Source organism: Streptomyces sp. AA4, from assembly GCF_000158875.1.
Taxonomy (GTDB): Bacteria; Actinomycetota; Actinomycetes; order Mycobacteriales; family Pseudonocardiaceae; genus Amycolatopsis.
In genome coordinates, this window is record NZ_GG657746.1 from 2,703,850 (window position 1) to 2,727,540 (window position 23,691).

At 67.2% G+C, this 23,691-nt stretch carries 20 protein-coding genes and 2 pseudogenes; 11 read left to right on the top strand and 11 right to left on the bottom strand.

Annotated features, from left to right (window positions below):
• Positions 1 to 5: 5 nt before the first annotated feature.
• The 9 genes from SSMG_RS12635 to SSMG_RS12675 form a co-directional block, all read right to left on the bottom strand.
• Positions 6 to 2,402, bottom strand: a complete 2,397-nt coding sequence (locus tag SSMG_RS12635) for a hypothetical protein (RefSeq protein ID WP_009076279.1) — start codon at positions 2,400 to 2,402, stop codon at positions 6 to 8.
• A complete protein-coding gene (locus SSMG_RS12640; protein WP_009076280.1) occupies positions 2,359 to 3,621 on the bottom strand; it encodes a sedoheptulose 7-phosphate cyclase in 1,263 nt (420 codons plus the stop codon). Before SSMG_RS12640 ends, SSMG_RS12635 begins: the two co-directional genes overlap by 44 nt.
• A gap of 97 nt (positions 3,622 to 3,718) precedes the next feature.
• Positions 3,719 to 3,952 (bottom strand): lipoyl domain-containing protein, encoded by a 234-nt coding sequence (locus SSMG_RS12645; RefSeq protein ID WP_037713502.1) that lies wholly within the window; start codon positions 3,950 to 3,952, stop codon positions 3,719 to 3,721.
• Positions 3,949 to 4,944, bottom strand: coding sequence for an alpha-ketoacid dehydrogenase subunit beta (locus SSMG_RS12650; protein WP_009076282.1), 996 nt, complete (start codon positions 4,942 to 4,944; stop codon positions 3,949 to 3,951). Before SSMG_RS12650 ends, SSMG_RS12645 begins: the two co-directional genes overlap by 4 nt.
• Positions 4,941 to 5,888, bottom strand: coding sequence for a thiamine pyrophosphate-dependent dehydrogenase E1 component subunit alpha (locus SSMG_RS12655; protein WP_009076284.1), 948 nt, complete (start codon positions 5,886 to 5,888; stop codon positions 4,941 to 4,943). Before SSMG_RS12655 ends, SSMG_RS12650 begins: the two co-directional genes overlap by 4 nt.
• The gene (locus SSMG_RS12660) at positions 5,885 to 6,331 is read right to left on the bottom strand and encodes a MaoC family dehydratase N-terminal domain-containing protein (RefSeq protein WP_009076286.1); all 447 of its coding nucleotides are present in this window, start codon (positions 6,329 to 6,331) and stop codon (positions 5,885 to 5,887) included. Before SSMG_RS12660 ends, SSMG_RS12655 begins: the two co-directional genes overlap by 4 nt.
• Positions 6,332 to 6,339: 8 nt before the next feature.
• Positions 6,340 to 6,792: a MaoC family dehydratase N-terminal domain-containing protein gene (locus SSMG_RS42325; protein WP_158688020.1), complete on the bottom strand. Its 453-nt coding sequence runs from the start codon at positions 6,790 to 6,792 to the stop codon at positions 6,340 to 6,342.
• A 5-nt stretch (positions 6,793 to 6,797) separates the two neighbouring features.
• Entirely contained in the window at positions 6,798 to 8,366 is a 1,569-nt protein-coding gene (locus SSMG_RS12670; RefSeq protein ID WP_009076289.1) for an AMP-binding protein, read from the bottom strand.
• A 9-nt stretch (positions 8,367 to 8,375) separates the two neighbouring features.
• Positions 8,376 to 9,521 (bottom strand): acyl-CoA dehydrogenase family protein, encoded by a 1,146-nt coding sequence (locus tag SSMG_RS12675; protein WP_009076291.1) that lies wholly within the window; start codon positions 9,519 to 9,521, stop codon positions 8,376 to 8,378.
• 110 nt (positions 9,522 to 9,631) lie between these two features.
• Between SSMG_RS12675 and SSMG_RS12680 the strand changes: the two genes are divergently transcribed.
• From SSMG_RS12680 to SSMG_RS12705, 6 genes are all read left to right on the top strand, one after another.
• Positions 9,632 to 10,846: an iron-containing alcohol dehydrogenase gene (locus tag SSMG_RS12680; RefSeq protein ID WP_009076293.1), complete on the top strand. Its 1,215-nt coding sequence runs from the start codon at positions 9,632 to 9,634 to the stop codon at positions 10,844 to 10,846.
• A gap of 449 nt (positions 10,847 to 11,295) precedes the next feature.
• On the top strand, positions 11,296 to 12,159 hold the full coding sequence (locus SSMG_RS12685) for a 3-hydroxybutyryl-CoA dehydrogenase (protein ID WP_009076295.1): 864 nt from the start codon (positions 11,296 to 11,298) through the stop codon (positions 12,157 to 12,159).
• A gap of 49 nt (positions 12,160 to 12,208) precedes the next feature.
• Positions 12,209 to 13,204 (top strand): 3-oxoacyl-ACP synthase III family protein, encoded by a 996-nt coding sequence (locus SSMG_RS12690; RefSeq protein ID WP_009076296.1) that lies wholly within the window; start codon positions 12,209 to 12,211, stop codon positions 13,202 to 13,204.
• 19 nt (positions 13,205 to 13,223) lie between these two features.
• Positions 13,224 to 14,612 (top strand): acyl-CoA carboxylase subunit beta, encoded by a 1,389-nt coding sequence (locus tag SSMG_RS12695; protein ID WP_009076297.1) that lies wholly within the window; start codon positions 13,224 to 13,226, stop codon positions 14,610 to 14,612.
• Positions 14,609 to 14,833: a biotin/lipoyl-binding carrier protein gene (locus SSMG_RS12700; protein WP_009076299.1), complete on the top strand. Its 225-nt coding sequence runs from the start codon at positions 14,609 to 14,611 to the stop codon at positions 14,831 to 14,833. The genes SSMG_RS12695 and SSMG_RS12700 overlap by 4 nt, the downstream gene beginning before the upstream one ends.
• Entirely contained in the window at positions 14,830 to 16,197 is a 1,368-nt protein-coding gene (locus SSMG_RS12705) for an MFS transporter (RefSeq protein WP_009076301.1), read from the top strand. The genes SSMG_RS12700 and SSMG_RS12705 overlap by 4 nt, the downstream gene beginning before the upstream one ends.
• A 43-nt stretch (positions 16,198 to 16,240) precedes the next feature.
• On the opposite strand, the gene SSMG_RS42330 is transcribed toward SSMG_RS12705, so the two are convergent.
• Positions 16,241 to 17,209, bottom strand: coding sequence for an alpha/beta fold hydrolase (locus SSMG_RS42330; protein WP_009076303.1), 969 nt, complete (start codon positions 17,207 to 17,209; stop codon positions 16,241 to 16,243).
• 381 nt (positions 17,210 to 17,590) lie between these two features.
• On the opposite strand from SSMG_RS42330, the gene SSMG_RS12715 reads away from it, so the two are divergent.
• Positions 17,591 to 17,917 (top strand): hypothetical protein, encoded by a 327-nt coding sequence (locus SSMG_RS12715; RefSeq protein WP_009076304.1) that lies wholly within the window; start codon positions 17,591 to 17,593, stop codon positions 17,915 to 17,917.
• Positions 17,918 to 17,920: 3 nt separating this feature from the next.
• Positions 17,921 to 18,377 (top strand): annotated as a pseudogene (locus SSMG_RS12720) ((2Fe-2S)-binding protein).
• Positions 18,378 to 18,541: 164 nt separating this feature from the next.
• Here the strand turns inward: SSMG_RS12720 and SSMG_RS12725 are convergent.
• The gene (locus tag SSMG_RS12725) at positions 18,542 to 19,138 is read right to left on the bottom strand and encodes a TetR/AcrR family transcriptional regulator (RefSeq protein WP_009076306.1); all 597 of its coding nucleotides are present in this window, start codon (positions 19,136 to 19,138) and stop codon (positions 18,542 to 18,544) included.
• Between the two features lie 142 nt (positions 19,139 to 19,280).
• Between SSMG_RS12725 and SSMG_RS12730 the strand changes: the two genes are divergently transcribed.
• The 3 genes and pseudogenes from SSMG_RS12730 to SSMG_RS12740 all read left to right on the top strand — a co-directional run bounded on the left by SSMG_RS12730 (position 19,281) and on the right by SSMG_RS12740 (position 23,670).
• Entirely contained in the window at positions 19,281 to 20,714 is a 1,434-nt protein-coding gene (locus tag SSMG_RS12730) for an APC family permease (protein ID WP_050788163.1), read from the top strand.
• Positions 20,715 to 20,757: 43 nt separating this feature from the next.
• A pseudogene (locus SSMG_RS12735) lies at positions 20,758 to 22,122 on the top strand (flavin monoamine oxidase family protein); the annotation flags it as partial.
• 549 nt (positions 22,123 to 22,671) lie between these two features.
• A complete protein-coding gene (locus SSMG_RS12740; RefSeq protein ID WP_037713507.1) occupies positions 22,672 to 23,670 on the top strand; it encodes an ABC transporter substrate-binding protein in 999 nt (332 codons plus the stop codon).
• Positions 23,671 to 23,691 lie beyond the last annotated feature (21 nt).

Consider the following 23,691-nt stretch of genomic DNA (forward strand, 5'->3'; position numbering starts at 1 on the left):
GACGGTCACGGCATCCGCCAGTTTTTGCGGGACGCCGGCATGACGCTGTCGCCCTCGTTCTCGTGCGCCAGGTACACCGAGACGAGGTTGACGGTGGCCGGAGCGAGCAGCCGTTCCTTCATCCGCTCGGCATTCATGGTCGTCAGCCGCTCATGGGTGACGGTCGTGCCGCCCCATTGCTGTTTCCAGCCGCCCTCCACCTGGGTGAGCAGCGACATCTGCGCGTCGGCAGTTGTCGCGTGCTGGAGTTCGCGGTAGGAGCGGATGATCGAGAACCCGCCGTTGAGCAGTGTGAAGATGGTGACGTTGCCGTCGACTCGGCCGGACTCGTACCGCAGTTGCTGGGCAAGACTCGGGAGGAAGGACGGCACCAATGCGGCGGCCCCGTCGCCGATGAACGCGAGGATGTTTCCCTGTTCGCTGAGTGCCAATGCCGGGATGCCGAGCAAGGCATCGCCCATGAGCGCGCGGCCGTACCAGCCGGACAGCCCTTCGCCCGTTCTCGAGAGGTTGCGCACCGCGGAGACGCCGCCGCGGCCGACGTCATAGAACCCGGTGTAGCGATATCCGTTGTGCTGGATCAGGTTTTCGAGCACCCCGTTGAGCTGGGTGAAGAAGTACTCGTGCGTCATCGGCATGGTGGGGACGTCGCGCAACGGGTCCGGAGGAGCGGAGAGCGCCGCGGCTATCGCCTCTCGCCGGAACCGGACGACCTCCGCGTCGGGAGCTACGCGCCGGCTCAACCGGACGAGAAAGGAGTGCAGGTCCTCGACGACCGGCAGGTCGGTGAACGGCGCGATGTGCCGCGGCGTGTCGGTGACCTGGACGACCCGTAACCGGGTGAAGAGCGCCTTCTCGCTGAACGGCGTCGCCAGGTCGGGGATCCGACTCTTCAGGAAGAAGATCGCGTGCTCGTCGTAGCCCAGGGACTTGCCGGACGGGTGCAAAAGCCGCCACACTGCCGGCGAAGATCCGTAGAGGCTCAGCGTGCCGAGGTACTCCTTCACTGCTTTGCCGCGATGGAAACGGGCGACGGTGCCCGGACGGCCGAGAGAATCGGTGAGCGCGATTCCGGCGAGGCGCGCCAGGCGATGGACAAGTTCGCGTTCGGGCTCGGCGAGATGCCCGCATTGCCAGACCAGCACACTCTGCTCGGTGTTGACGATGCGCGCGATGGCATCAACGGTATCTTCGCAGACCTGGGGGCGAGCGACGCCGGACGTCGGCTTCGGCAGCTCCACTCCGCCGGCGTGGGCAAGAACGGTTGGCGAGGCCAGCAGCACCACCGGGCCGCTTCGCTGGTGGTAAGCACGAAACGCGGCCTGCAGGTCTTGCGAGATCCGGGCGGGATCTGTCAGGTGGATGCACGGAACTCGCCGGGCGGCGAACACCGCGCGGGCGTCCTCGTGGTCGTGGACGGTTCCCTGGAAGGGCTGCCATTGCCCAGGTTCGGTTTCGCCGATCACGATGAAGCCGCGGGCTTGTGAGTCGCGCAGGTTCGCGAGCGTGCCGCGAAGTTCGTCCACCATGCCCGCCGTCATGACCATCAGGAAAGGGGCTTCCCGCAGCTGCCAGCGTGCGAGCGCGCCGCAGGCGAGACTGTGTTCGCTAGGGCCCCGCAGCACTGGATTGCCTGCGCGACGGGCAATCGTCGTCGCATCCTGGATCACCTTGGACACGATCGAGCCGGTGAAGAAGTGCAGTCCCCATTTCTCGCCGGACTCGTCGGTGAGGAAGTCGGTCAAGGCTGTTGCGAGAGTCGCCGGGACTTCCGTCTGCGGCAGGACTGCGCGTGCGTTGGCGTGCCGCAGCTGTACCAGGTCGGCGAATGCACGGATCGCATCGACTGCGAGCACCCATGCTTCGTCGGGGGTCTTGCGTGCGGTGCAGCCGGCGTGCGAATACACGGCGCTTTCGTCGTGGTCGTCGTAGACGAGCACAGAGTACGGCGAAAGTCCCAGCCCGGTCTTCTGCTGCAGACGGTCGAGCGAGTGCAGCGCCGCTTCGAGCCGGGCGTTGACGTCGTCGCCGGGTGCTGCCGTCCGTGCGTCGATGAGGAAGAGCACGGTGTCCGCGTCCGTCCAAGGCTTCGGTCCGTCGTCTGTGCTTTCGCGAGCGGTCAGACGCCGGCCGAGTTCCCCGGTCAGCTCGTCGATCCGCGGGGCAAGGACAAGCTCGATTTCAGCTGCCGGCACTGCCTCGTCGAGGAACGCGTTGGCACGAGCCGCCAGTGTCGCGAAGGTGTCCGGCCACGAATGTTCTGCCGCGCTGACGACGGCGGCCTGTTTGGTCACGCGCCGGTCTCCGCTGCCGAGGTGGGCGAGCGCGACGGTGACCGTCCTGCGGAAGCCTTCACTCTCACTCGCCGCGGCCACGAAGAGGCGTGGGGTGTTGGTGGCCATTGCCGTGGGGTCCTCCCCTCAGGTCGGCGTGGCTGGTGCCGAGATCGCGCTGCCGGACGAGCGCGAGTTCGATCTCCCGCGGAGTGACGTCGTTGACGAACACGACGTCGCCGATACCTCGCGGCAGGGGGAGGCGTTGCTTGCCGTCGCGGTGCCGGACCGTTTCGCGCAGTGCGTTCGTCAGCAAGTCCGGCTCGAGTACCGGATCCCAGGTGGGCAGCTGGAGCTTGCGCATGACCGAGAAGATGCGGTCGCGCTGTTCGGTGCTCAACAGGTCGCGGTCCCAGGCGATCAGCGTTGTCATCGCCATGTCGATGCAGACCGCTTCGCCGTGCAGAAGTTCCGGCAGCGCGCGCATTTCGACGGTGGGGCTGAATGTGTGTCCGTAGTCGACTGCGCGTTCCAGCTTCGCTTCCCACAGATTGGGCTGCAGTTCGTCCAGCATCCCGTGGATCGCGCGGGTGAGCACCTCGACGCCTTCACCGCTGTCGTCCTGGAATTTCCCGGCCAGCAAACGGGAACCGGATCGCTCGAGCAGCGCGAACAACCGCGCGTCCTTGATCAGCGCCATCTTGAGGATCTCGGCGAGGCCGTTGCTGATGTGGCGATGATCGAGTGTCGCGAGAAACGAGGTGTCCAGCAGCGTGAGGTCTGCCGGGTGGTAGGTGCCGAGCCGGTTCTTGTGCCCGTCGAAATTGACGCCGGTCTTTACCCCGACGCCGGCGTCGACCAAGCCGATCAGCGTGGTCGGCACCCGGATGAACGGGGTTCCCCGGCGGTAGAGGCTGCTGACCATGCCGACGACGTCCATCAGCACGCCGCCGCCGATGGCGATGATCGGCTCGGTGCGCCGGGCGATGCCGAACCTGTCGATGTCCCGGATCACTTGTGTCGCCGTGTCACAGTTTTTCACTGTTTCGTCGGCGGGGATCGCAGTGATCGTCGCGTCGATTTCGTGATGCTTGAAGTACTTCCGGACACGGTCGCCGTAGCGCAGGTCTACGTTCTCGTCGATGACGACGATGCGGCGGCGCGCACCGGCGACCGTGCCGCCGGCGGACGCGAGGTCGGGGTGATCAGGCGCGAGAACATCGGGGCGGAAACGGATCTCGTAGGAAACAGGCTTGTCCGCGCGCACCGTCCAAGAGCTGACCCTGGGGCTGTAGGTGTACAGGCCGGGGGCGCGTGGTCCGTCGTGAACAGCAGAGGCGTAGGTCACTTAGCCAGTTATAGAGCTGGCGAGGCACCCGTGGCGATCCGTGATGCGACAGCCTTGGACCCCTTCACGTTCGGAACGCGGCGGACTGATTCCCTTTTCAGGGACCGAGTTTCGCGATGGGCTGGCCGATCGGGACCTCGTCGCCGTCCTCCGCGAGCAGTTCGAGGACGGTGCCGTCGACCTGGCTGACGATCTCCTGGGTCACCTTGTCCGTCTCGACGAGGCAGACCGGTTCGTCGGCAGCCACCGGGTCGCCCGGCTTCTTGTACCACTCCAGGATCGTGACTTCTTCGACGGTCAAGCCCCACTTGGGCACCACGATTTCACTCATGCGACGACGGTCTCCTTCGACATGACGCGGCGGACCGCGGCGACGATCTCGCTCTCCTGCGGGAAATACGCCTGTGCGAGCGACGGCGGGAATGGCACTGGTGCGAAGGGCGGCGTCACGAGTTCGGGCGCGGTGCGCAGCGACCCGAATCCTTGCGTGGCCACGATCCGGATGACGTCGCTGCCGACGCTGCCCGGGCCGGTCGCGTCCTGGGCGACCACCAAACGGCCGGTTGCGGCGACCGAGGCGAGGATCCGGGCGGAGTCCATCGGCAGCAGAGTGCGAAGGTCGAGCACCTCGACGCTGATGCCGTCTTCAGCGAGCGCGGCTGCGGCGGCGTCGGCGCGGGGAACCATGCCGCCCCAACACGCCAGGGTGACGTCCGTGCCGGGAGTGCGGATCGCGGCTTCGCCGAGCGGAACCACGTGGTCGGGGTCGTCGGGTACGTCGCCGCGGGCCGACCAGAGCCCCGCGCTTTCGATGACGACAACGGGATCGGGGTCGCGGACGGCGGACTTCAGGAGTCCCTTGGCGTCGGCAGGGGTCCCGCCCCACACGACCTTGAGCCCGGGCACCGACGCCGGCCACGCTTCGAGATTCTGCGAATGCTGAGGCCCGGCGCCCAGATGCGCCCCGCACATGGTGCGCAGGGTGAGAGGCACCGAGTAATGGCCCATCGACAGGTAGCAGGTTTTGGCCGCCTGGTTGGCCAGCTGGTCCAGCGCCAGCGGCAGGAAATCGAGGAACATGATCTCGACGACGGGGCGCAGTCCGGCCATTGCTGAACCGACTGCCATGCCGGTGAACGCCGCCTCGCTGATCGGGGTGTCCCGGACCCGGACCGGCCCGAATTCGTCGAACAGTCCTTTGGTCGCACCGAACGGGCCGCCGGGTGCACCCACGTCTTCGCCGAACAGCACGACGCGTTCGTCGCGAGCGAGTTCTTCGCGCAGCGCGTCGTTGATCGCCTGCCAGTACTTGCGGCGCGTCATGCGACGACCTCCTTCGAGCGGTAGACGTGTGCGGTCAGTGAGTCAGGAGAAGCGTCAGGCTGGACTCGGGCCCACGCGATGGCGTCAGCGACCTCGTCCGCGCAGGCACGGTCAATAGCGTCCAGCTGGTCACCGGTGCCGTCCAGGTGCGCGCGCAGGACAAGGAGCGGATCCCGCGTCCTCCACTGGTCGACTTCCTCGGCGTTCCGGTAGCCCTGGGCGTCTCCTTCGAAATGGCCGTGCCAGCGGTAGGTGCGGCATTCCAGCAGCGTCGGCCCCTCTCCGGCTCGCGCTCGTTCCACTGCCCGCCGCGCCGCGTCCCGGACCGCGAGCACGTCGTTGCCGTCCACGCTTTCTGCCGGCATCCGGTGGGGACGCGCGTATTCGGTGACAGATGCGGCGCGCAGGTGAGTCTCGACCGGTGTCATTTCGGCGTAACCGTTGTTCTCGCATACGAAGACGATCGGCAGCTTCGACAGTGCCGCGATGTTGAACGACTCGTGGACCACGCCCTCGGCGACCGCGCCTTCTCCGAAGAACGTCACCGCGATCCGGGCATCCCCCAGCACTTGGGCCGAGAAAGCGCCGCCGAGCGCGATGGGCACTCCCGCTCCGACGATGGCATTGGCGCCGAGGATCCCCAGCGCCGGGTCGGCGACATGCATCGAGCCCGACCGCCCGCCGCAATAGCCGCCGGCGCGGGCGAACAGTTCCGCCATCATCTGCCGGACGTTCGCGCCCTTCGCGAGGCAGTGTCCGTGTCCGCGATGCGTCGTCGTGAGGTAGTCGTCGCGGTCCAGCGCGTCGCAGACACCCGCCGCGACTGCCTCTTGCCCGATCGACAGATGCAGGAAGCCGGCCAGCTCGCCGGATGCCATCAGCCGGGACGCGGCGGTCTCGAACTGCCGGATCAGGGACATCGTCCGGTAGAGACGCAGCTTCATTGCGCACCTGCTTGTCCCGGCACCCGGACGACTGCGTGCCCGGATACGCACAGGGCACCGCGCTGGTCGCGTTCGGCGATTTCCACCTCGACGAGCATTTCGGCTCCGTCGGTCTCAGCTGACATCACGTGGCCGGTGACCGTCAGAACGTCGCCTGCGATTGCCGCATGGCGATTCCGCCAGCTCAGCGACCTCAGCATGGCGTCCGGTCCTGCCCACTCGAGGAGAGCATTGGCCAAGAAACAGCCGTGGAGGTGGGACTGCACCAGCACCCCCGGGTACCCCTCGCTGCGGGCATACGCTTCGTCGTAATGGATCCGGTGTGCATTCCAGGTGGCCGCGCTGAAGCGGAAGAGCTGCACGGTGGTGGGCCGGACGGTGTAGGGCGCGACCGGCGCTCCGGCTTCGAACCGGCGCGTCGATGCTGTCCGCGATCTCGTCATGGGGCTCCTCAGCGTGCGATGAACGTTTCCTGGCAGGTGACCAGCAACTGGCTGTGCTCGTCGGTGAACTGCCGCTCGATGGAAAGCACGAGCAGCTGGCCGGTCCGGCCCCGCTTCAGCTCGATGTCCCGGAGGCTGGTGCGCGCGGTTACCCGGGTGCCTTCGCGGACGGGGGCGTGGAATTCCAGGTTCTGGCCCGCGCCCATCAGCCGCACGCCGGTCAGAGCCAGTCCGCGAGTGTCCGAACTCGACGTTCCGTCGGTGTCGAGTTCCTCCTCGGGCGGGCCCGCGCCCCACCCCATGACCGAGCTGAGAAAGAGCGGCGGCGCGGTGGCCGCCTGACTGTGCGGTGACCAGGCGGCGATGGAGAACCTGTCCATGTCGCGTTGCGTCAGGACGCCGAGGTCAGCGCTGCACACCTTGCCCAGCTCGTCCCGCAGACGGTGGTAGTGGGCGGTCATCGCGGTCATCGGAGTGCCCTCGCAGCGTCGGGCTGCTGGCGCAAAGACCGTTTCTCGATCTTGCCGACCGAGGTCTTCGGAAGCGCATCCATGATCGTCACTTCTGCGGGCACCTTGAACTTCGCCAGGTGCTGCGCACAGTATTCGATGAGCGCCGCAGCCGTTGGCGCACTGCCCGGAGCGCTGACGACGAACGCTACGGGCACTTCGTCACGAATAGCGTGCGACGCCGCGACGACGGCCGCTTCGGCCACGCCAGGGTGGGTGAGCAATACCCGCTCGACCTCGCTCGCGGAGACGTTTTCGCCGGCGACCTTGATCACGTCCTTGCGGCGGTCGAAGAAGTAGACGTAGCCGAGCTTGTCCGCATAGGCGTTGTCTCCGGTATGGAGCCAGCCATCCCGCAGGGCTTCCGCTGTCGCAACGGGGTCCTTGTAGTAGCCCAGCATGAGATTGCGCCCGGGAACGCCGCCGACGATGAGTTCGCCGACGACGCCGGTCCCGACGTCGGCTCCGCGCTCGTCGACAATGCGCACCCGCCGATCCGGAGCGGGCAGCCCGATCGACGGCCACCGCTTCTCGCCGTGAACCGGCGCGATCGTCACGATCGTCATCGCTTCCGACAGCCCGTAGCCGTTGATGAGTTCGACGCCGAACCGTCGTTCGAACGCGTCCTTCTCGTCGTCGAGCACGTTGATCGCGAACATCACCCGACGCACCGAGTGGTTGCGGTCGGCGGCACCGGGCGGCTGGGCGAGCAGCGTGCGGACTTGCATAGCGACCAGGGAAAGCGCAGTGGCGCGGTGTTCGCGCACCTGCTCCCAGAATCTGCTCGCGCGATACTCGGCGAGCAGTACGCAGCTTGCTCCCACCGTGAGTGCGGACAAGATCGTGAGCGTCTGTGCGTTGACATGGAATGCCGGCAGCGCGGTAAGGCAGCGGTCGGCGGGGTCCAGGCCGAGTGCCCGCCATTCCCTCTCGCCGGCGGAGAGACAGTTGGCATGGGTGAGCATGACGGCCTTCGGCCGGGCAGTCGTCCCTGAGGTGAACAGCAATTCGGCAAGATCGTCGGAACCGACCTCCGCATTCGCGGCGGCGAGTCCGTGGTCCAGAAGTTCCGTGAACGGCACCCATCCGGAGCGGAGCACCGGATCGCCGGCGAGCAGCCGGGTCCGGATGGCCGGTTTGCCTGCGGTGACCTGGTCGAGCAGCGCGGCATACTCTGCCGTGGTGATCACGGCGGTGGCGTCGGAGAAGGACACGACGTGGTCCAACTCGGCCGCGGTGTTGGCGACGTTCGACGGGACGGTGACCGCTCCCAGCCAGGCGAGGCCGAACCAGGAGAAGAGGAACTCGGGACAGTTGGGCAGATGGACGACGACTTTGTCGCCGTTCCCGATACCGGACGCGGCGAAGCCCGCGGCCACGCGCTGGACGCGTTCGACGAAGTCGGTGTAGGTGTATTCGCTGACGGAGCGGTCGCGATCCACGAAGGTCAGGAAGTTCTTGCCGCCGAACCGCCGTCCGCGTTCGGTCAGGAGGTCGCTCAGCGTCCGGTTCCCGACGACGTCCATGATTTCTCCTCAGTCTCGTGCCGCGGAGCCGAGCAGGTCGCGGGCGATCATCCATCGATGGATCTCGGACGTGCCGTGGCCGATCCGCCACACGCGCACCTGCCGGTAGAAACTCTGGATCGGAAGTTCCTTGCTGTAGCCCAGGCCGCCGAGGATCTGCAAGCACCGGTCGGTGACTCGCTGCGCCATCTCGGTCGCGTACAGCTTGGCCATGAATGCCTCGGTCTCGCTGCGCTTGCCCTGGTCGTAAAGCCACGCGGCGCGATAGGTGAGCAGCCGCGCGGCATCGAGCTCGGTCGCTGAGTCAGCGACCATCCATTGCACTGCCTGCCTGGACGCGATCGGCTTGCCCCAGGTGGTCCGGTTTCTGGCCCATTCAACGGCGATGTCAAGGCAGCGCTGTGCGATGCCGAGCTGGTAGGCCGCGATCTTCAGGCGGCCGTGCGTCAGCTGCTCGACAGCGAGCTTCCAGCCGCCGCCGACTGGACCCAGCCGGTTGGCGTCCGGGATCACGCAATCTTCGAACGTCAGCTGGTGCGGCTCCCAATCGTCGCCCATCGTCGGGATCGGGCGGGACAAGCTGAATCCGGGGGTTCCCTTCTCGACGAGGAAACAGGTCACCCCCTTCGCGCCCCGTGCGCGGTCGGTGGTCGCGAAAAGAATGACGAAGCCGGCGCGTTCGGCGTAGGAGATGAACGTCTTGACGCCGTTGATGACCCAGGTGTCGCCTTTCCGCTCCGCGGTCGTCCGGATCGCGGCCACGTCGGACCCGCCGCCCGGCTCGGTGAAGGCATAGCAGCAACGGAGGTTTTCCTTGATGACCGGAAAGAGGAAACGCTGCTTCTGCTCGTCGGAGCACTCGTACAGCACGGGTTCGGGACTGCCGCCGAATTCGAACATCGCCGGGTGCTTGAACAGCTCTTCGGACACCAGGCAGGTCGCGAGCATTCCGATGCCCTGACCGCCGTACTCCTCGGGTGCCTCGAGCGCCCAGAATCCCTTGCGCCGCCCGGTCTCTTCCAGCGCGGTCCGGGTCTCGGCAGTCAGCCGGCCGTCGCGCAGGAAAGCCGGCTCGAGCGGCATCAGCTCCTTCTCCCGGAACTGTCGGACCGAGTCGACGAACAGGGCGAGTTCAGGCGGTATCGCGAAGTCCACCGGCTTAGCTTCGCACCGTCCTCAGCAAAGGTCAACCGGTTGGCCTTTGCTGAAACTGGGCGTAGCTTGAGCCTGCGCGCCCGCGATGACCACGTCTTCCAGGAGGTCCCATGCCTACTCGCAGCTCGGTTTCGACGCCCCCTCCGCCCGCGGGGCGGTTCGATTCGGTTCCCCAGGAGCGGGTGCTGTTCGGCGCGGGTGCGATGGCTTCGCTGGCGAACGAGTGCGCCCGGCTGGAGGTGGGCAGGCTGTTCGTGGTGGCGTCGCCGAGCCTCGATCGGCAGATCGACGTGCGAACGACGGCCGCGCGCGCGACCGGAGGGCGGGTGGCCGGGGTATTCACCGGCGGTCGCCCCCACGTCCCGGACGAAGTGGTGCTCGCCGCGGCCGCCGCCGCCAGGGAAGCGGGGGCGGACGGGATTCTCAGCGTGGGAGGGGGGAGCGCGGTCGACCTCGGGAAGGCGGTCCAGTTGTGTCTCGCCGAGGGAGTCCGCACGCGGGAGGATTTGCTCTCCTGGCGTGTGGTGTTCGAATATCCGGACAAGATCAAGATGCCCGCGGCGAGCGCGCCGCATCTGCCCCACTTCGCGGTGGGGACGACTCTGTCGGCGAGCGAATTCACCGGAATCATCGGGATCACCGACACTGTGCGCAAGGTGAAGGATCTCTACATCACGCCGAGCTTGGCGCCGCGGATGGTCGTGCTCGACTCCGAGCTGGCGAGGCACACCCCTCGCGAGTTGTGGGCGTCGACCGGGATCCGTGCGATCGACCATGCCGTGGAAGGCCTGTGCTCCACCGACGCGCAACCGATCACCGACGCACTCTGCGCCGACGCGCTTCGCCGCCTGGCACGGTATCTCCCGGTCTCCGTGCGCGACGCTTCCGACCTGCATGCGGCCGGGCACTGTCAGGTCGCGGCCTGGGAGTCGATTTTCGGTCTGATGAACGTCAGTCTCGGGCTCAGCCACGGCATCGGGCACCAGCTGGGCGCCCGCTGCGACGTGCCGCACGGCGTTACCTCGTGCGTCATGCTGCCGACCGTGCTCGAGTTCAATCTCACGCACACGGAGGCGCGGCAACGGGAGATCGCGGAGATCTTCGCGCGCGAGATGGGCGAATCCGCCGAGGTCGGTGCTGCCGAGCTGATTCGCAGGTTCGTCCGGTCGCTCGGGTTGCCCACGAGGCTACGCGACGTCGGGGTGAGCCGCGACAGCTTCCCGGATCTGGCGCGGGATGCCATGGCCGATTTGATCGTCGCGACGAACCCGCGGCCGGTCAGCGGCGCGGACGAGGTTATCGAGATATTGAACAACGCCTACTGATCGTGCGCCTTCGCTGACAGCGCATTGGTGAATGTGATGGCCGCTGACTTAATCGGATTCACTCGGTCTCGCTGAGCGGTCGGCAGCTGCCGCACGGTTTGGTCAGGCAGCGCCTGTGGTCGCCGTCGTGGTGGCGTACTTTCGGGCAAGTCTTACCCCCCGCATTTCTCACGGCCGGTATTCGAGGAGCGAGTTTTCGCCCCGGCGACTTTCCTGCCTGCTTCGCGCGAAACTCGGCGGCGAAACGGGCTCTGCTTCTGCGTGGTTCCGGCTGAGATTTTGGAGCTGTTATCGAGAGTCCGCGCGTGTAGTCCGTGGCGCGTTCGCTGCGGTCCGCATCGCGCTGCGGCTCGCCACTTGGATTTCTTGCTGCGTGCATCGGATAGCTGCAGCTCCCCGTCCCGCGTACCAATCAAGGAGGTAGCCGCCGGACGCTCTGGGAGGTTTGCGTGGACGACGTACGTCGGGTCGGAGTGGTCGGGTGCGGTTTGATGGGTGTCGGCCTTGCGGAGCTGTGTGGCCGGAAGAAGCTCGACGTCGTGCTGGTCGGCCGGCAAGAGCTGTCCGTCGACAGCGCGCGATCGAAGCTCGCGAATTCACTGCATCGCAGTGTCCGGAAAGGACGGTTGTCCGAGTCTGAGCGAGTGGCGGCACTGGCACGAGTCAGGTTGACCACCGACTTCAGCGCATTGGCCGACCGGCAGTTCGTCGTCGAGTGCGTACGGGAAGACGAGTCTGTCAAGCAGGAGATTTTCGGCGAGCTGGACAAGACCGTCGAGGACCTCGACGCTGTGCTCGCGTCCTGCACGTCCTCGATTCCGATCGTGCGCCTCGCGCGGGCGACCACCCGGCCCAGCCGGGTTGTCGGCACCCACTTCTTCAACCCGGCGCCGGTGATGCCGCTTGTCGAGCTGATCTCGACCTTGCTTGCCGACGAACAGACCGTGGCGCGGGCTGAGTCGTTCCTCACCGGGATGCTGGGCAAGCAAGTGGTGCGGACGCCGGACCGCGCCGGGTTTCTGGTCAACGCACTGCTGGTGCCGTACCTGCTCTCCGCGGTCCGGATGGTGGACGACGGTGTGGGGTCGGCCGACGACATCGATCGCGGCATGGTGCTCGGCTGCGGATATCCGATGGGTCCGCTGGCGCTGGTCGACATGATCGGGCTCGACATCATCGCCCAGGTCGCGGCTGCGCTGTACGACGAGTTCCGAGAATCCCAGTACGTGGCTCCACCGCTGCTTCTGCGCATGGTGGACGCCGGATTGCTCGGCAAGAAGACCGGGATCGGTTTTCACCGATATCCGTCGTGACACGGCGAGCGAAGCCAGGCTCGCGGTCGGTTCGAGAAGGGGAAGACGTATGGCCATCGGTGTGCTCGGCACCGGTTCTTATCTGCCCGAACGAGAGATTTCCAACGCGATCGTCGCGGGGCCAGCCGGCGTCGACGAGGAATGGATTCTGCGCAAGACCAAAATCGAGGGGCGGAGGTTCGCGGCCGACGACGAGGCGACGTCCGACCTGGCGGCTCGTGCGGGCCGCGCCGCGCTCGCTGCGGCCAGGTTGGACGTCAGCGATATTGATATGATCGTCGTGTCGACGTCGACTCCGGACTCTCCGCAGCCTCCTACTGCTTTCTTGGTGCAGAACCTGCTCGGCGCGTGGAACGCGGCCGCGTTTGACATCAACGTGGTGTGCAGCGGTTTCATCTACGCACTCGAACTCGCTCAGAGCTTGATCGCCGCAGGCGCACGACGCCGGGTGCTCGTGATCGCCGCTGACTTGTACTCGCGCTCGCTCGACTTCACGGATCGGCGCACCGCGGTCCTGCTTGGCGACGGCGCGGGCGCGGCCGTGATGGGGGAGGTCGACGACGGGTACGGCATCCAGCACATCGAGCTCAAGGCACGAGGAGACCTTCAGCAGCTCATCCGTGTCGACGCCGGCGGAAGCCGGCTCCCCGCGTCTCAGCGGACGATCGACGACAAGCAGCATTTCTTTCGCATGCAGGGCAGGCAGGTTCGAGAATTCGTGCTCGATCACGTCCCGGCCGCGATGTCGCGGACAGTCAAGGCGGCCGGCGCGACTCCCGACGAACTTGCCCACGTGGTTCCTCACCAGCCCAACGGCGTGCTGCTGGACGAGCTCGAAATGCAGTCGGGCTTCAGCCGGGCGCGGATGCACCGGACCGTCGAGCGCTACGGCAACGTCGGCAGCGCTTCCGTGCCGGTGACTCTCGACGTCGCACGTCAAGAAGGTGCGTTGCGAAACGGCGACCTCGTGCTGTTGTCGGCCTTCGGCGGCGGCATGGCGATGGGGCATTGCCTCCTGCGCTGGCAAGAGCCCGCGACTCTCTGACCACGAAAGGAAAAACTCGATGACCGCCGTTCTCGACGGTATTGAAGCAGGCTCGCCTGACGAGCGCGTCCTGGCGCTCGCCGACGCGGAATCCGTTGTCGTCCGGCAGCGACGGGACGGAGCGCTCTGGGCGACCGCGAACCTGCGCGGTGTGCCATCGGTCGTGTTCTCGTTGGATCACCGGATCCAGGGCGGGGCGATGCACGAGGGCAACTGCGCGGTGATCGTCGCGGCCTATCAGCACGCGCTGAGGGAGAAGCTCCCGATCGTCGGGTTGTGGCATTCCGGCGGGGCTCGGCTTCAGGACGGCGTCCACAGCTTGAACGCGGTGGCCAGGGTCTTCCACGCGATGACCGCGGCGTCCGGGCGAATCCCGCAGATCTCGGTGGTGCTCGGCGCGGCGGCAGGCGGCGCGGCATACGGACCGGGCCTCACTGATGTAGTGATCATGGCTCCGCACGGAAAGGTTTTCATCACCGGGCCGACGATCATCGAGGAAGTCACCGGAGAACAGATCGACGCGGACAGCCTCGGCGGCCCCGAGGCGCACGACAAGGCGAGTGGCGTCGCGCATCTCGTCGCAGAGACCGAACGGGACGCATACCGGTTGGCGGCCGCTGTCGCGGAATTGCTAGGCGCGCCGCGCAGAACCATGCCGGACTTAGTGGAAGACCGACCTTTCGGCGAGCTGCTGCCAGACCGGTCGAAACGCGCGTATGACATCCACCCTGTCCTCGACCGCCTTCTCGACGACCGACCGGTCGAGTTGCAGGCAGGCTGGGCACGCAGCATCGTCACGACCCTGGGCAGGTTCGGTGGCGGGTCGGTAGGTGTGGTCGCGAGCAATCCTCTGCGCAGGGGAGGGTGTCTCGATTCGCGGTCGGCGGAAAAGGCGGCACGCTTTGTGCGGCTGTGCGACAGCTTGGGCTTGCCGCTGATCGTGGTCGTCGACGTCCCCGGCTATCTGCCCGGGGTCGCCGAAGAGCATGGCGGGGTCGTGCGCCGCGGGGCGAAACTCCTGCACGCCTTCGCTGAAGCCACTGTCCCGCGGGTCACTGTCGTGCTGCGCAAGGCCTACGGCGGTGCCTACATCGCCATGAACTGCCGAGGGCTTGGGGCGGACCGGGTCTTCGCCTGGCCTCAGGCTGAGATCGCGGTCATGGGGGCGACGGCGGCCGTACGGCTGCTGCACCGCAGGGAGTTGGCAGCTGTGGCGGCTCAGGACCGGAATGCGGTCGAGATGCGGCTTACGGACCAGCACCTGGTTTCGGCAGGAGGGCTGTCGGCGGCCGTACAGGCAGGTGTCGTGGACGAGATCATCGAGCCTGACCGCACCCGTAGCGCACTGGCCGCGGCGCTGGCCGGGATGCCGTCGCGGCGAGGCGAGCACGGGAACATCCCGCTGTGAAGGAGATTCGGGCCGAGCTGGCGGCCACCGTCCTGGAGATCATCGCGGAACCAGGGCAGGCTGTGTCGCCGGGCGACGCGATCCTGGTCCTCGAATCGATGAAGATGGAGATTCCGGTGCTGGCCGAGTCGGCCGGTGTGCTGGATCGATTCGCGGTTTCCTCCGGACAGGTCGTGCGGGAAGGCACGGTGCTGGCTGTGCTGGCTCCCCGTTCGCGATGAGAACAGGCCGGTCGGCGTGGGCCTTGCTCGGGGTGGCGGGGGCCGTTCAGCTGGTCCTCATTGCCGATACGACGATGATTAGCGTCGCGATGCCTTCCGTGCAACGAGATTTGCAGGTTTCCGACCTGTCGAGGCAATGGGTCATCAGTGCTTACACATTGGCCTTAGCCGGCCTCATCCTGCTCGGAGGCAGGCTAGTCGACCGTTTTGGGCGGCGAACCGTGATCGTCGCTGGTGCGCTCGGGTTCGCCGCTTCGATCCTGGTGGTCGGGACCGCTCGCGAGGTCGGGGTGCTAATCGCCGGACGAGCCGCCGAAGGCGTCTTCGCAGCGGTTTTGACCCCGGCAAACCTTTCGGTGCTCGCGCGTGCGTTTACCGATCCGCGCGACCGTGCGCGCGCCTTCGGCCTGTTCGGGGCGATCGTCACCTCCGGCGGTGGCTTCGGGCTCGTCGTTGGCGGCGCCTTGATTGAATTCGCCAGTTGGCGCTGGTGGGTATGCGTGAGCACGCCGATCGCGATCGTGGCTGTCGTCGTGGCTTGGAGGCAGTTGCCGCGGGAACCAGTGGATCGGAGCGTACGGCTGGATCTCCGGAGCGCGGCGCTGAGCATTGGTGGCTTGGTCGCATTGGTCTGGGCGCTGGCGACAGGTGCCAGCGGGAACTGGTGGAGCGAGCAGGTGATGGGCGCATTCGCAGTCTCGATGGCGCTTCTTGCCGCGTTCGTCGTCCGCCAGTGGGGCAAATCTCAGCCGCTATTGCCGTTGGCCATGTTGCGTGACCGGCATAGACTGTCGGCCTACGTTTCGGAAGCCGGAGCCGGGTTTGGCCTCCTCGGCATGTTCTTCCTCTTGAGCTACCAGTTCCAGCAAGTACTGGGGTTCAGTGCGCTCATGACGGGACTGGCGTTCATCCCTCTGCTGGCCGTCGACGCTGCGGTGGCTATCCAGTACACGCACAGGCTGTTGCGCCGAAGGGGTCTGTCCGTGACGCTGGGGTGTGGATTCGCCCTGCTCGCTGTCGGGATCTTGCTGCTGAGCCGAATCACGCCCAGCTCGTCGTACTGGGGACTCATTTTGCCGGCGGAGGCAATTGTCGGCTGTGGTGCCGCGTTGATCGGACCGACAGCGATGAGTACTGCGACAGCAGATGTCGGAGCACAGGAGAGCGGCATTGCGTCGGCGTTCTTCAGCACATGCCAGATGGTCGGAACTTCGATCGGGGTGGCAGTCTTGAACACGATTGGTGCCTCATCAGGACCACAGGGCTACGCGAGGGCGTCGGTGTGGTCCACCGCGGTTCTTGGCTGCGTTGGATTTGTGGCCGTCGTGTTGCCGATGTCAGCTCGGCACCGGGCCCCGCGCTAGGAATGCCGGTGCTGGCTCGGTTTGCGCATCAGCGATGGAAACGTTACGGAATGCAGGTGCGACGATTCTGTGCCCTTGCGTATACGCGGCGTGCAGCGGCAATTACTAGAACAGCTACGGCGCGAGGGTCCCGAGCGCCCGGGAGGCCCCTTGGCGTCCGAAGCTCTCGAGACCGGTGCCAGCTTTCGAGCAGAGCGGCGAGACTGACGGTGAATTCTTCGGTGTGCGTAGTGTAGGGAACGTGGGCTCCAGGGAGCTGGCGGAATTCGGCGCCGATCCGGTCGGCCAAGGTGTGCAGGGTGCGGCTGTAGTGGTCGAGCAGGTCTTGGTGCAGGTCCGTTCCTCCTTCGCTGTCGACCGCGACGACGATCGAGCCGGGACGGGCGGGCAAGAGCGCGTCGGGCGGGTCATAGCGGTCGACCACGCCCAGTTCGTGGCTCAGCCACACGTCCGCGCTGCCCAGGACTCGTTCGTCCAGGTCTGCGCCGGATTCGCGCCGCCGTCCGGTCAGCCATCCGCTGAAGTCCGCCATCGCCTCCCTCGGTCCGCCGCGGGCGCAGGCGGCGTCCATGCGGGCGCGCAACTGGGCGAGCAGGTCGTCGCGTTCGGGCAGGACCCCGATCTTCGGCGGTTCGTGGAGCACTGCGCGCCGGACGAGGCCGGGGTGGCGCAATGCGAGGTTCAGGCCGATGGTCGCGCCGCTGCTCGTGCCGAACACGTTGGCGGGGCCGGTTGCGAGCGCGGTGATCAGCGCGGCCGCGTCGTCCGCCTGTTCGTCGGCCGTGGTGTGGTTCCAGCCGTGCGGCCGCGGGCTGCGGGAGCGCCCTCGGCGGTCGTAGGTGACGATCGTGCGCTGCGCGGTCAGGTGGTCGGCCGCCGCGGCGAAGACACCGCCGTCGCCGGAAGCTCCGGGGATGAACACCAATGCGGGACCGGTTCCTCGCAGTTCGTAATACAGGTCAGCGGCACCGGAACGGACGGTGCCGGTCCGTACGGCTTCGGGGGCAGTCATCAGGCGCTCTCCGCGGATTCGGCCGCAGTCCGCCTGCCGGCGGAGCCGGCGAGCAGCGGATCGATGACGGACGGCGGGCAGCGGAGGGCCCGGAACATGCGGTTCGCCGGGTGCGCGACGGGTCGACCGGAGACGGGACGAAGCGCGGATTGACGTACTCCAACACCGTACGCCCGCTTGAGGTCACTTCGAAGAGCCGGCCGGTGAGGCCTTCGCACACGAGCGTGGTGCCGTTCGGCAAGCGCTGCGCGCCCAAGTGCAGGGCGCTGAAGAACTCGAAGGGGTGCGGTTCCAGGTAGGTGCACACGACGTCGCCGGAGCGCAGGTCGAACTCCGCAACCCGGGAGTGGGGCGGACGCGCGTCCTGTCGCTGGCAACGCCATGGTGATCTCGGTGTGCGCCTTCGGGTTCGCCTTGCATCTCGACCGCCGGACAGTGGGCACCGGAATCGGCTCGGCCGCGCCCACGCCGCGCACCGCGCCGGAAGCGGCGGCTTTCCTGGCGGGCGAACTCGACGCGCACGGCCTGTGGGAATCGCGTGGAGAACTTCCGGCCGCGCTGGTGCGCGAGTTCGGCGAACGCGTCACCCGCGCGGCCTCTCCGATCGACGACGTCCGCGGCACCGCCGCATACCGCCTGCGTTCCCTGTCGGTGATGGCGCGTCGCGCTGCCGCCTGGGCCTGGGACGACTACCGGAAGGCAGCCTGAACGATGCGCATCACCACCACGGTCAACGGCTCGCGCCGAGAGGTCGACGGGGTCGGGGCGGGGGGAGAGCCTGCTCTCCATGCTCCGCGAACGGATGGGGCTCGACGGTGCCAAGAACGCATGCGAGCAAGGAGAATGCGGTTCTTGCACGGTCTATCTCGACGGCGTGCCAGTGTGTTCCTGTCTCATCGCGGCCGGACAGGCTCAGGACCGCGAGGTCGTGACAGTCGAGGGAATCGCCGACGGCGGGGATCCGCACCCGGTCCAGCAAGCGTTCGTCGAAGCCGGCGCCGTGCAATGCGGCTTCTGTACCCCGGGCCTGATCGTGGGCGCGCGCGGCTGGCTCCAGCACTTCCCGCTGGCGGGAAACTTCTGCCGCTGCACCGGATATGAAAAGATCCTCGGCGCCGTCCGGCTGGCCGCGCAGCGAATGAGACCGCCGGCCCTGGGCTGCCCCTGATTGAGGTGTGTCGCGGCTACTGTCCTCCGTTGAGATTTCTGGACCTGGTGCCCCCGTGCGCTGTTCCCGGGCAGCCCGTGGCGACGATTTCTCCGCCTGCCGCGCCGTCGCGGCCGCGAGCCGAGCGGATGCTCGGCGTTCCGGAATCGTGCGTCCCTTCCCGGCTAGGAGCGGGCGAGGGCGACGACCATTTCGATCAGCGTATCGAGATTCTCCTGCGACCGTTTCCGGTTGGGGTCGCAGACGTGTTGCAGGATCAGGCCGTCGATGCCGGCGAGGATGACCCGGGCGAGCTGGCCGAACGGAATTCCGCAGGTTTCGCCGGCATTGCTGGCGGCGAGTTGGCACCACTCGGCGATCACGGTGGCGTAGCGCTCGTACTGCCAGCGGGCGAGCTCTTCCTGGCCCGCGGCGCGCAAGGAGTAGACAGTCAGCTCGTACTGCATGAGCTGGAGTCCCCGGTGGGCCTCGACGAGCTGGTTCCAGAAGCTGGTGAGCGCGGTCCGGATGGCGTGTTCGAGTCCGTGGTCGGGATCGGCAAGGGACTTGAGCACGTCGGCGATCTCGTCGACGACGTTCTCGATCACCGCCCGCAGCAACAGCTCCTTGCTGGGAAAGACGTATTGCATCGTGCCGAGCGGAACTCCCGCCTCGGCGGCGACGGCGCGGAGCGAAGTCTTCGCGACTCCGTCGCGGGCGAGGGCGGTGCGGGCCGCCGCGATGAGCTGCGGCCGCCGCACGGCGGCTTCGACGTATGCCACGGGATCTCCAATCCGGTCGGCTGACTGAAAGTTTGCCCCATCTCTTGACGCCGCTGTGACCCGGCCCGCATGCTAACACTCAGTCGTGCGACTGACTGAGACTTGGCCGGCCGCGCGGAACCCCCAGCGGAAGGACAGGGTCGTGGCGGGAATCGATGCGTCACCGGCGCGGGAGAGCAAGCTCGAACCCGGGGCCATGGGCACTTCCGACATCGTTTTCTTCGTGCTCGCCGGCGTGGCGCCGATGGGCGCGGTGGTCGCTTTGATCACCTTGGCGATCGCTTTCGGCAACGGCGCGGGCGTGCCGGGCACGTACCTGGCGGCGGGGCTCGTGCTGGCGCTGTTCAGCGCCGGGTACGTGCGGATGAGCCGGCGGATCGTGAATGTCGGCGGTTTCTACACCTACGCTCGGGAGGGGCTGGGGCGGCACGCGGGCGGCGCGACGGCATACGTCGCGTTGCTGTCCTACAACGCCGCGGTCGTCGGGATCTTCGGCGGCTTGGCCTATTTCGCGAGCCTCGTCGTCAACCAGATGGGCCTGTCGGTGTCGTGGCAGGCCTGCGCGGTGGTTTGCTTCCTGCTTGTCGCGGTCCTGGCCTTCTTCGAAGTGACCCTCAGCGCGAAGGTGCTCGGTTTCCTCCTGGGCGCGGAGGTTCTCACCCTGATGGTGTTCAACGGCGCTGTCCTGGCGGAGAAGGGCTTCCACGGGTTCTCGTTGGCCGTGTTCGCGCCCAGCGCGGTGTTCGGGACCGGATTCGGGGTCAGCCTGATGTTCGCCTTCGGATCCTATGTGGGCTTCGAAGCGACCGCTCTGTACGGCGAGGAGGCCCGCAACCCCCGCCGCTCCGTGCCGCGCGCCACCTATCTCGCGTTGGCGATCATCACCGTCTTCTACCTGATCACCTCGTGGGCGGCCATGGCGGCCGAGGGGGTCCAGCGGGCGCAAGGCATCGCCAGCCACGACGTCGCGACCGGCAAGACCTACATGTTCGAGGCCGGCACCGAGTTGATGGGACCGGCCTACACCGACGTGATGGCGATCCTCGTGGTCACCAGTCTCTTCGCCGCCTTCCTCGCGTTCCACGCCAACACGGCGCGCTACCACGTCGCGCTCGCCCGCGACGGCCTGCTGCCGCGGCTCTTCGCGCGCACGCACCGCCGCTACGGATCGCCGGTCGCCGCCAGCGCGCTCCAGCTCGCCGTCGTCGCCGCGGCGACGATCGGCTTCACCGCGGCGGGCCAGGACCCGTACCTCGGCATGGGCACCAGCCTCTACAGCCTCGGCGTGCTCGGCATCGTGGTCCTCCAGGCGATCGCGGCGATCTCGATCGTCAGCTACTTCCTCCGCAACCGCGAGCACGAGTCCGTCGTCGCGAGCATCGTCTCGCCCGCGCTGGGCGCCGCGGGCCTCGTCGCCGGAGTCGGCCTGATGGTCCGGAATTACTCGACCCTCACCGCCAGCACGGCGCAGTGGGTCAACTCGCTTCCCTGGGCTCTGCCGGTCGTCGCGGCCTTCGGGGCGGTCGCGGCCGCGGTGGCCAAGGCCCGCACCCGGCCGGCGGACGGCCGGGCCTGACCCGCCCGGACCGGCAACGAAGAACGACAACGAGGAGAAGAAAGCCATGAACGACGTCGATGTCGTGGTGGTCGGTGCGGGGCTGGCCGGCCTCAGCGCAGCGCGCAAGCTTGTCGAGGCGGGAAAGACCGTCGCCGTGCTGGAGGCGCGAGACCGCGTCGGCGGCCGCACCGAGGGCGGGGTGCTGGAGGGCGCGCCGGTCGAACTCGGCGGCACCTGGCTCGGCGAGGGGCACACCGAGATGTACGCCCTGGTCGGCAAGCTCGGCCTGGAGACCTTCCCTACCTGGAATGACGCGGGACGGCATCTGCTCGACCTCGGCGGCAAGCAGTCGCCCCTGAGCAGCCGCAAGGGAGCGACGCCGAAGCTGAACCCGATCGCTCTCGCCGACCTCGCTCAAGGCCTCGCGCGCTTCGAAAGGCTCGCCCGCAGCATCGACCCGGCGCGGCCGTGGGCCCATCCCAAGGCCGGTCGCCTGGACGGACAGACCTACGAGTCGTGGGTCCGCCGGAACCTGAAAACTGCGACGGGCCGCAGCTACTTCCGTGTTCTGGCCGAGGCTCTCTACTCGGCGGACGGCTCCGACCTGTCGCTGCTGCACACGCTGTTCTACACGGTCAGCAACGGCGACCTGGAAACGCTCGCCTCCACCGACCAGGGAGCGCAGAAGGACCGGGTGGTCGGTGGGTCCGTCCTGGTCTCCGAGCGCCTCGCCGACGGTCTCGACGTGCGGCTGAACTCGCCCGTCGCCCGCATCCTCCAGAACGGTCGCGGTGTCACCGTCGCCACCCGCGACGGCGGGTCCGTCTCCGCGGCCCGCGTCGTCGTCGCCGTCCCGCCGACGCTCGCCGGCCGCATCGACTATCAGCCGATCCTGCCCGCCTGGCGCGACCAGCTCACGCAGCGCGTCCCGGCCGGGACCGTGATCAAGTGCTTCGCCGCCTACCCCAAGCCGTTCTGGCGCGACGCCGGCTGGAACGGCCAGGCGATCTCCGACCGCGGCCCGGTCAAGGTCACCTTCGACGTGTCACCGCCCGACGCCGCGGTCGGCATCCTCATCGGATTCGTCGAAGGCGGCGAAGCCCGGCGCTGGCAGCGACTGCCCGACCACGAGCGCCGCCGACAGGTCCTCGACTGCTTCGTCCGCTACTTCGGCCACGAGGCAGCCGACCCGGCCGCGTACCTGGAGAAGGACTGGAGCGCCGAGGAATTCACTCGCGGCTGCTACGGCGCACACTTCGCCCCCGGCGTCTGGACCAGCTACGGCGACATCCTCCGCGACCCCGTCGGCCGCATCCACTGGGCGGGTGCCGAGTACGCCGTGCAATGGAACGGCTATATGGAAGGCGCTGTCCGGTCGGGCCGCGCGACCGCCGACGAGATACTGGCGGCCGACGCGAACGCCTGAACCGGCGGTGCCGACCTCGACCGCGCCGGCCCGAAAGACCTGGCGGTGAAGGGTCGCGTATGCGCTGACGCAACCGGTTGCGAATGCGGTGGCGGAATATGTTGTGACGGTCGAGGTTGCGTGCGGAGGCATCCCCATTGTCCTGCGACTGAGTGCCCGCTCTGGACAGAACCGGTGAGGCATCCCTGATTCTGGGATGGCAGGCCGATGAGCCTAGCCGCTGCTCGCGCTGATGGGACTGGAAATAGCACCTTGGGTCTGTCTGGCCGTCGAGAGACTCGCGCGTGAGCCGCCGTCAGCGAAGCCGAGCCGGATGTGCAGTCCTGTCGCATTCATCGGATGGCAGCGGGGGATGACGAGGTTCAGGCTGCGAGAGGACGAGGCTCGTTGGTCGAGGGCGCCACGGCAGCTCGGCGGAACGTGGAGGTCCGGGGGTCGGTCAGCCGGGCTTCTGTCCGGTTCAGGTCACAGCCGCACTGGGTTGACTATCTAGTTTGGATAGGCAAACCTTACCATCTGGCTCATGGTCCTGGGAAAGGCGATGCATCTATGTCTCGTAAGGGGTTCTTCGGCGCGGTCGCGCTCGCGGTTGCTGCCTCCTGCGCGCTGGTAGCGTGCGGCGCGGTGCAGGACTCGTCCGCCCCTGCCGCTGCCGGGCAGGCGGCCGGCTCCGCTGCGTTCCCGGTGAAGATCACGCACAAGTTCGGTGTCGCGACCGTCGAGAAGGCACCGCAGCGAGTGGTCGTGATCGGGACCTCGACTGACGATCTCGACGCGGCGCTCGCGCTGGGAGTCTCGCCGGTCGCGTTCTTCACCAAGTCCGGGTCCACCGCGGTGCCGTCGTATCTGAAGGGCAAGCTCGATCCGGCGAAGACGCGCATCGTGGATGCCGCGAACGGGGTCAACGCGGAGGAGGTCGGCAAGCTGACGCCGGATCTGATCCTGGCGACCGCGGACTACGGGCTGGACAAGGAATACGCGAACCTGTCGAAGATCGCGCCGACGGTCGGGTACGCCACCGAGTGGGGGGCGCAGACCTGGCAGGAGCACGTGAAGGTCGTGGCGCAGGCGCTCGGCAAGACCGCTGACGCGCAGAAGGTCATCGACACCGCGCAGGCTGCGATCGACCAGGCCAAGGCGGACAATCCGAAGGCTGCGGGCAAGACCTTCACCGCGTCGGTGGGCAACGCGCCGGGCAAGCTTTTCACCCTGGTGTCGCAGCAGGACTTCGCGGTGCAGCTGATCCAGTCGGTCGGGTTGAAGCTCAGTTCGACGGTGGTCGACGCGAGCAAGAACGAGTCGGGCAGCCCGACCGGAACGCTCACCCCGGAGCAGTACGACAAGGTTGCCGCGGACGTCGTGATCATCGCCTTCACCTCGCCCGATCTGCGGCAGGCGTTCGAGTCCAACCAGCTCGTCGCGAAGGTCAAGGCGGGGAATTACCTGGTGACGGACATGGAGACGATTTCGGCACTGCGGGCGCCGACTGTTTACGGGATTCCGTATGTGCTGGACAAGCTGAAGCCCGCGCTGGCGAAGCTTTCCTGACCGGGCAAGCGAAACAGGCCC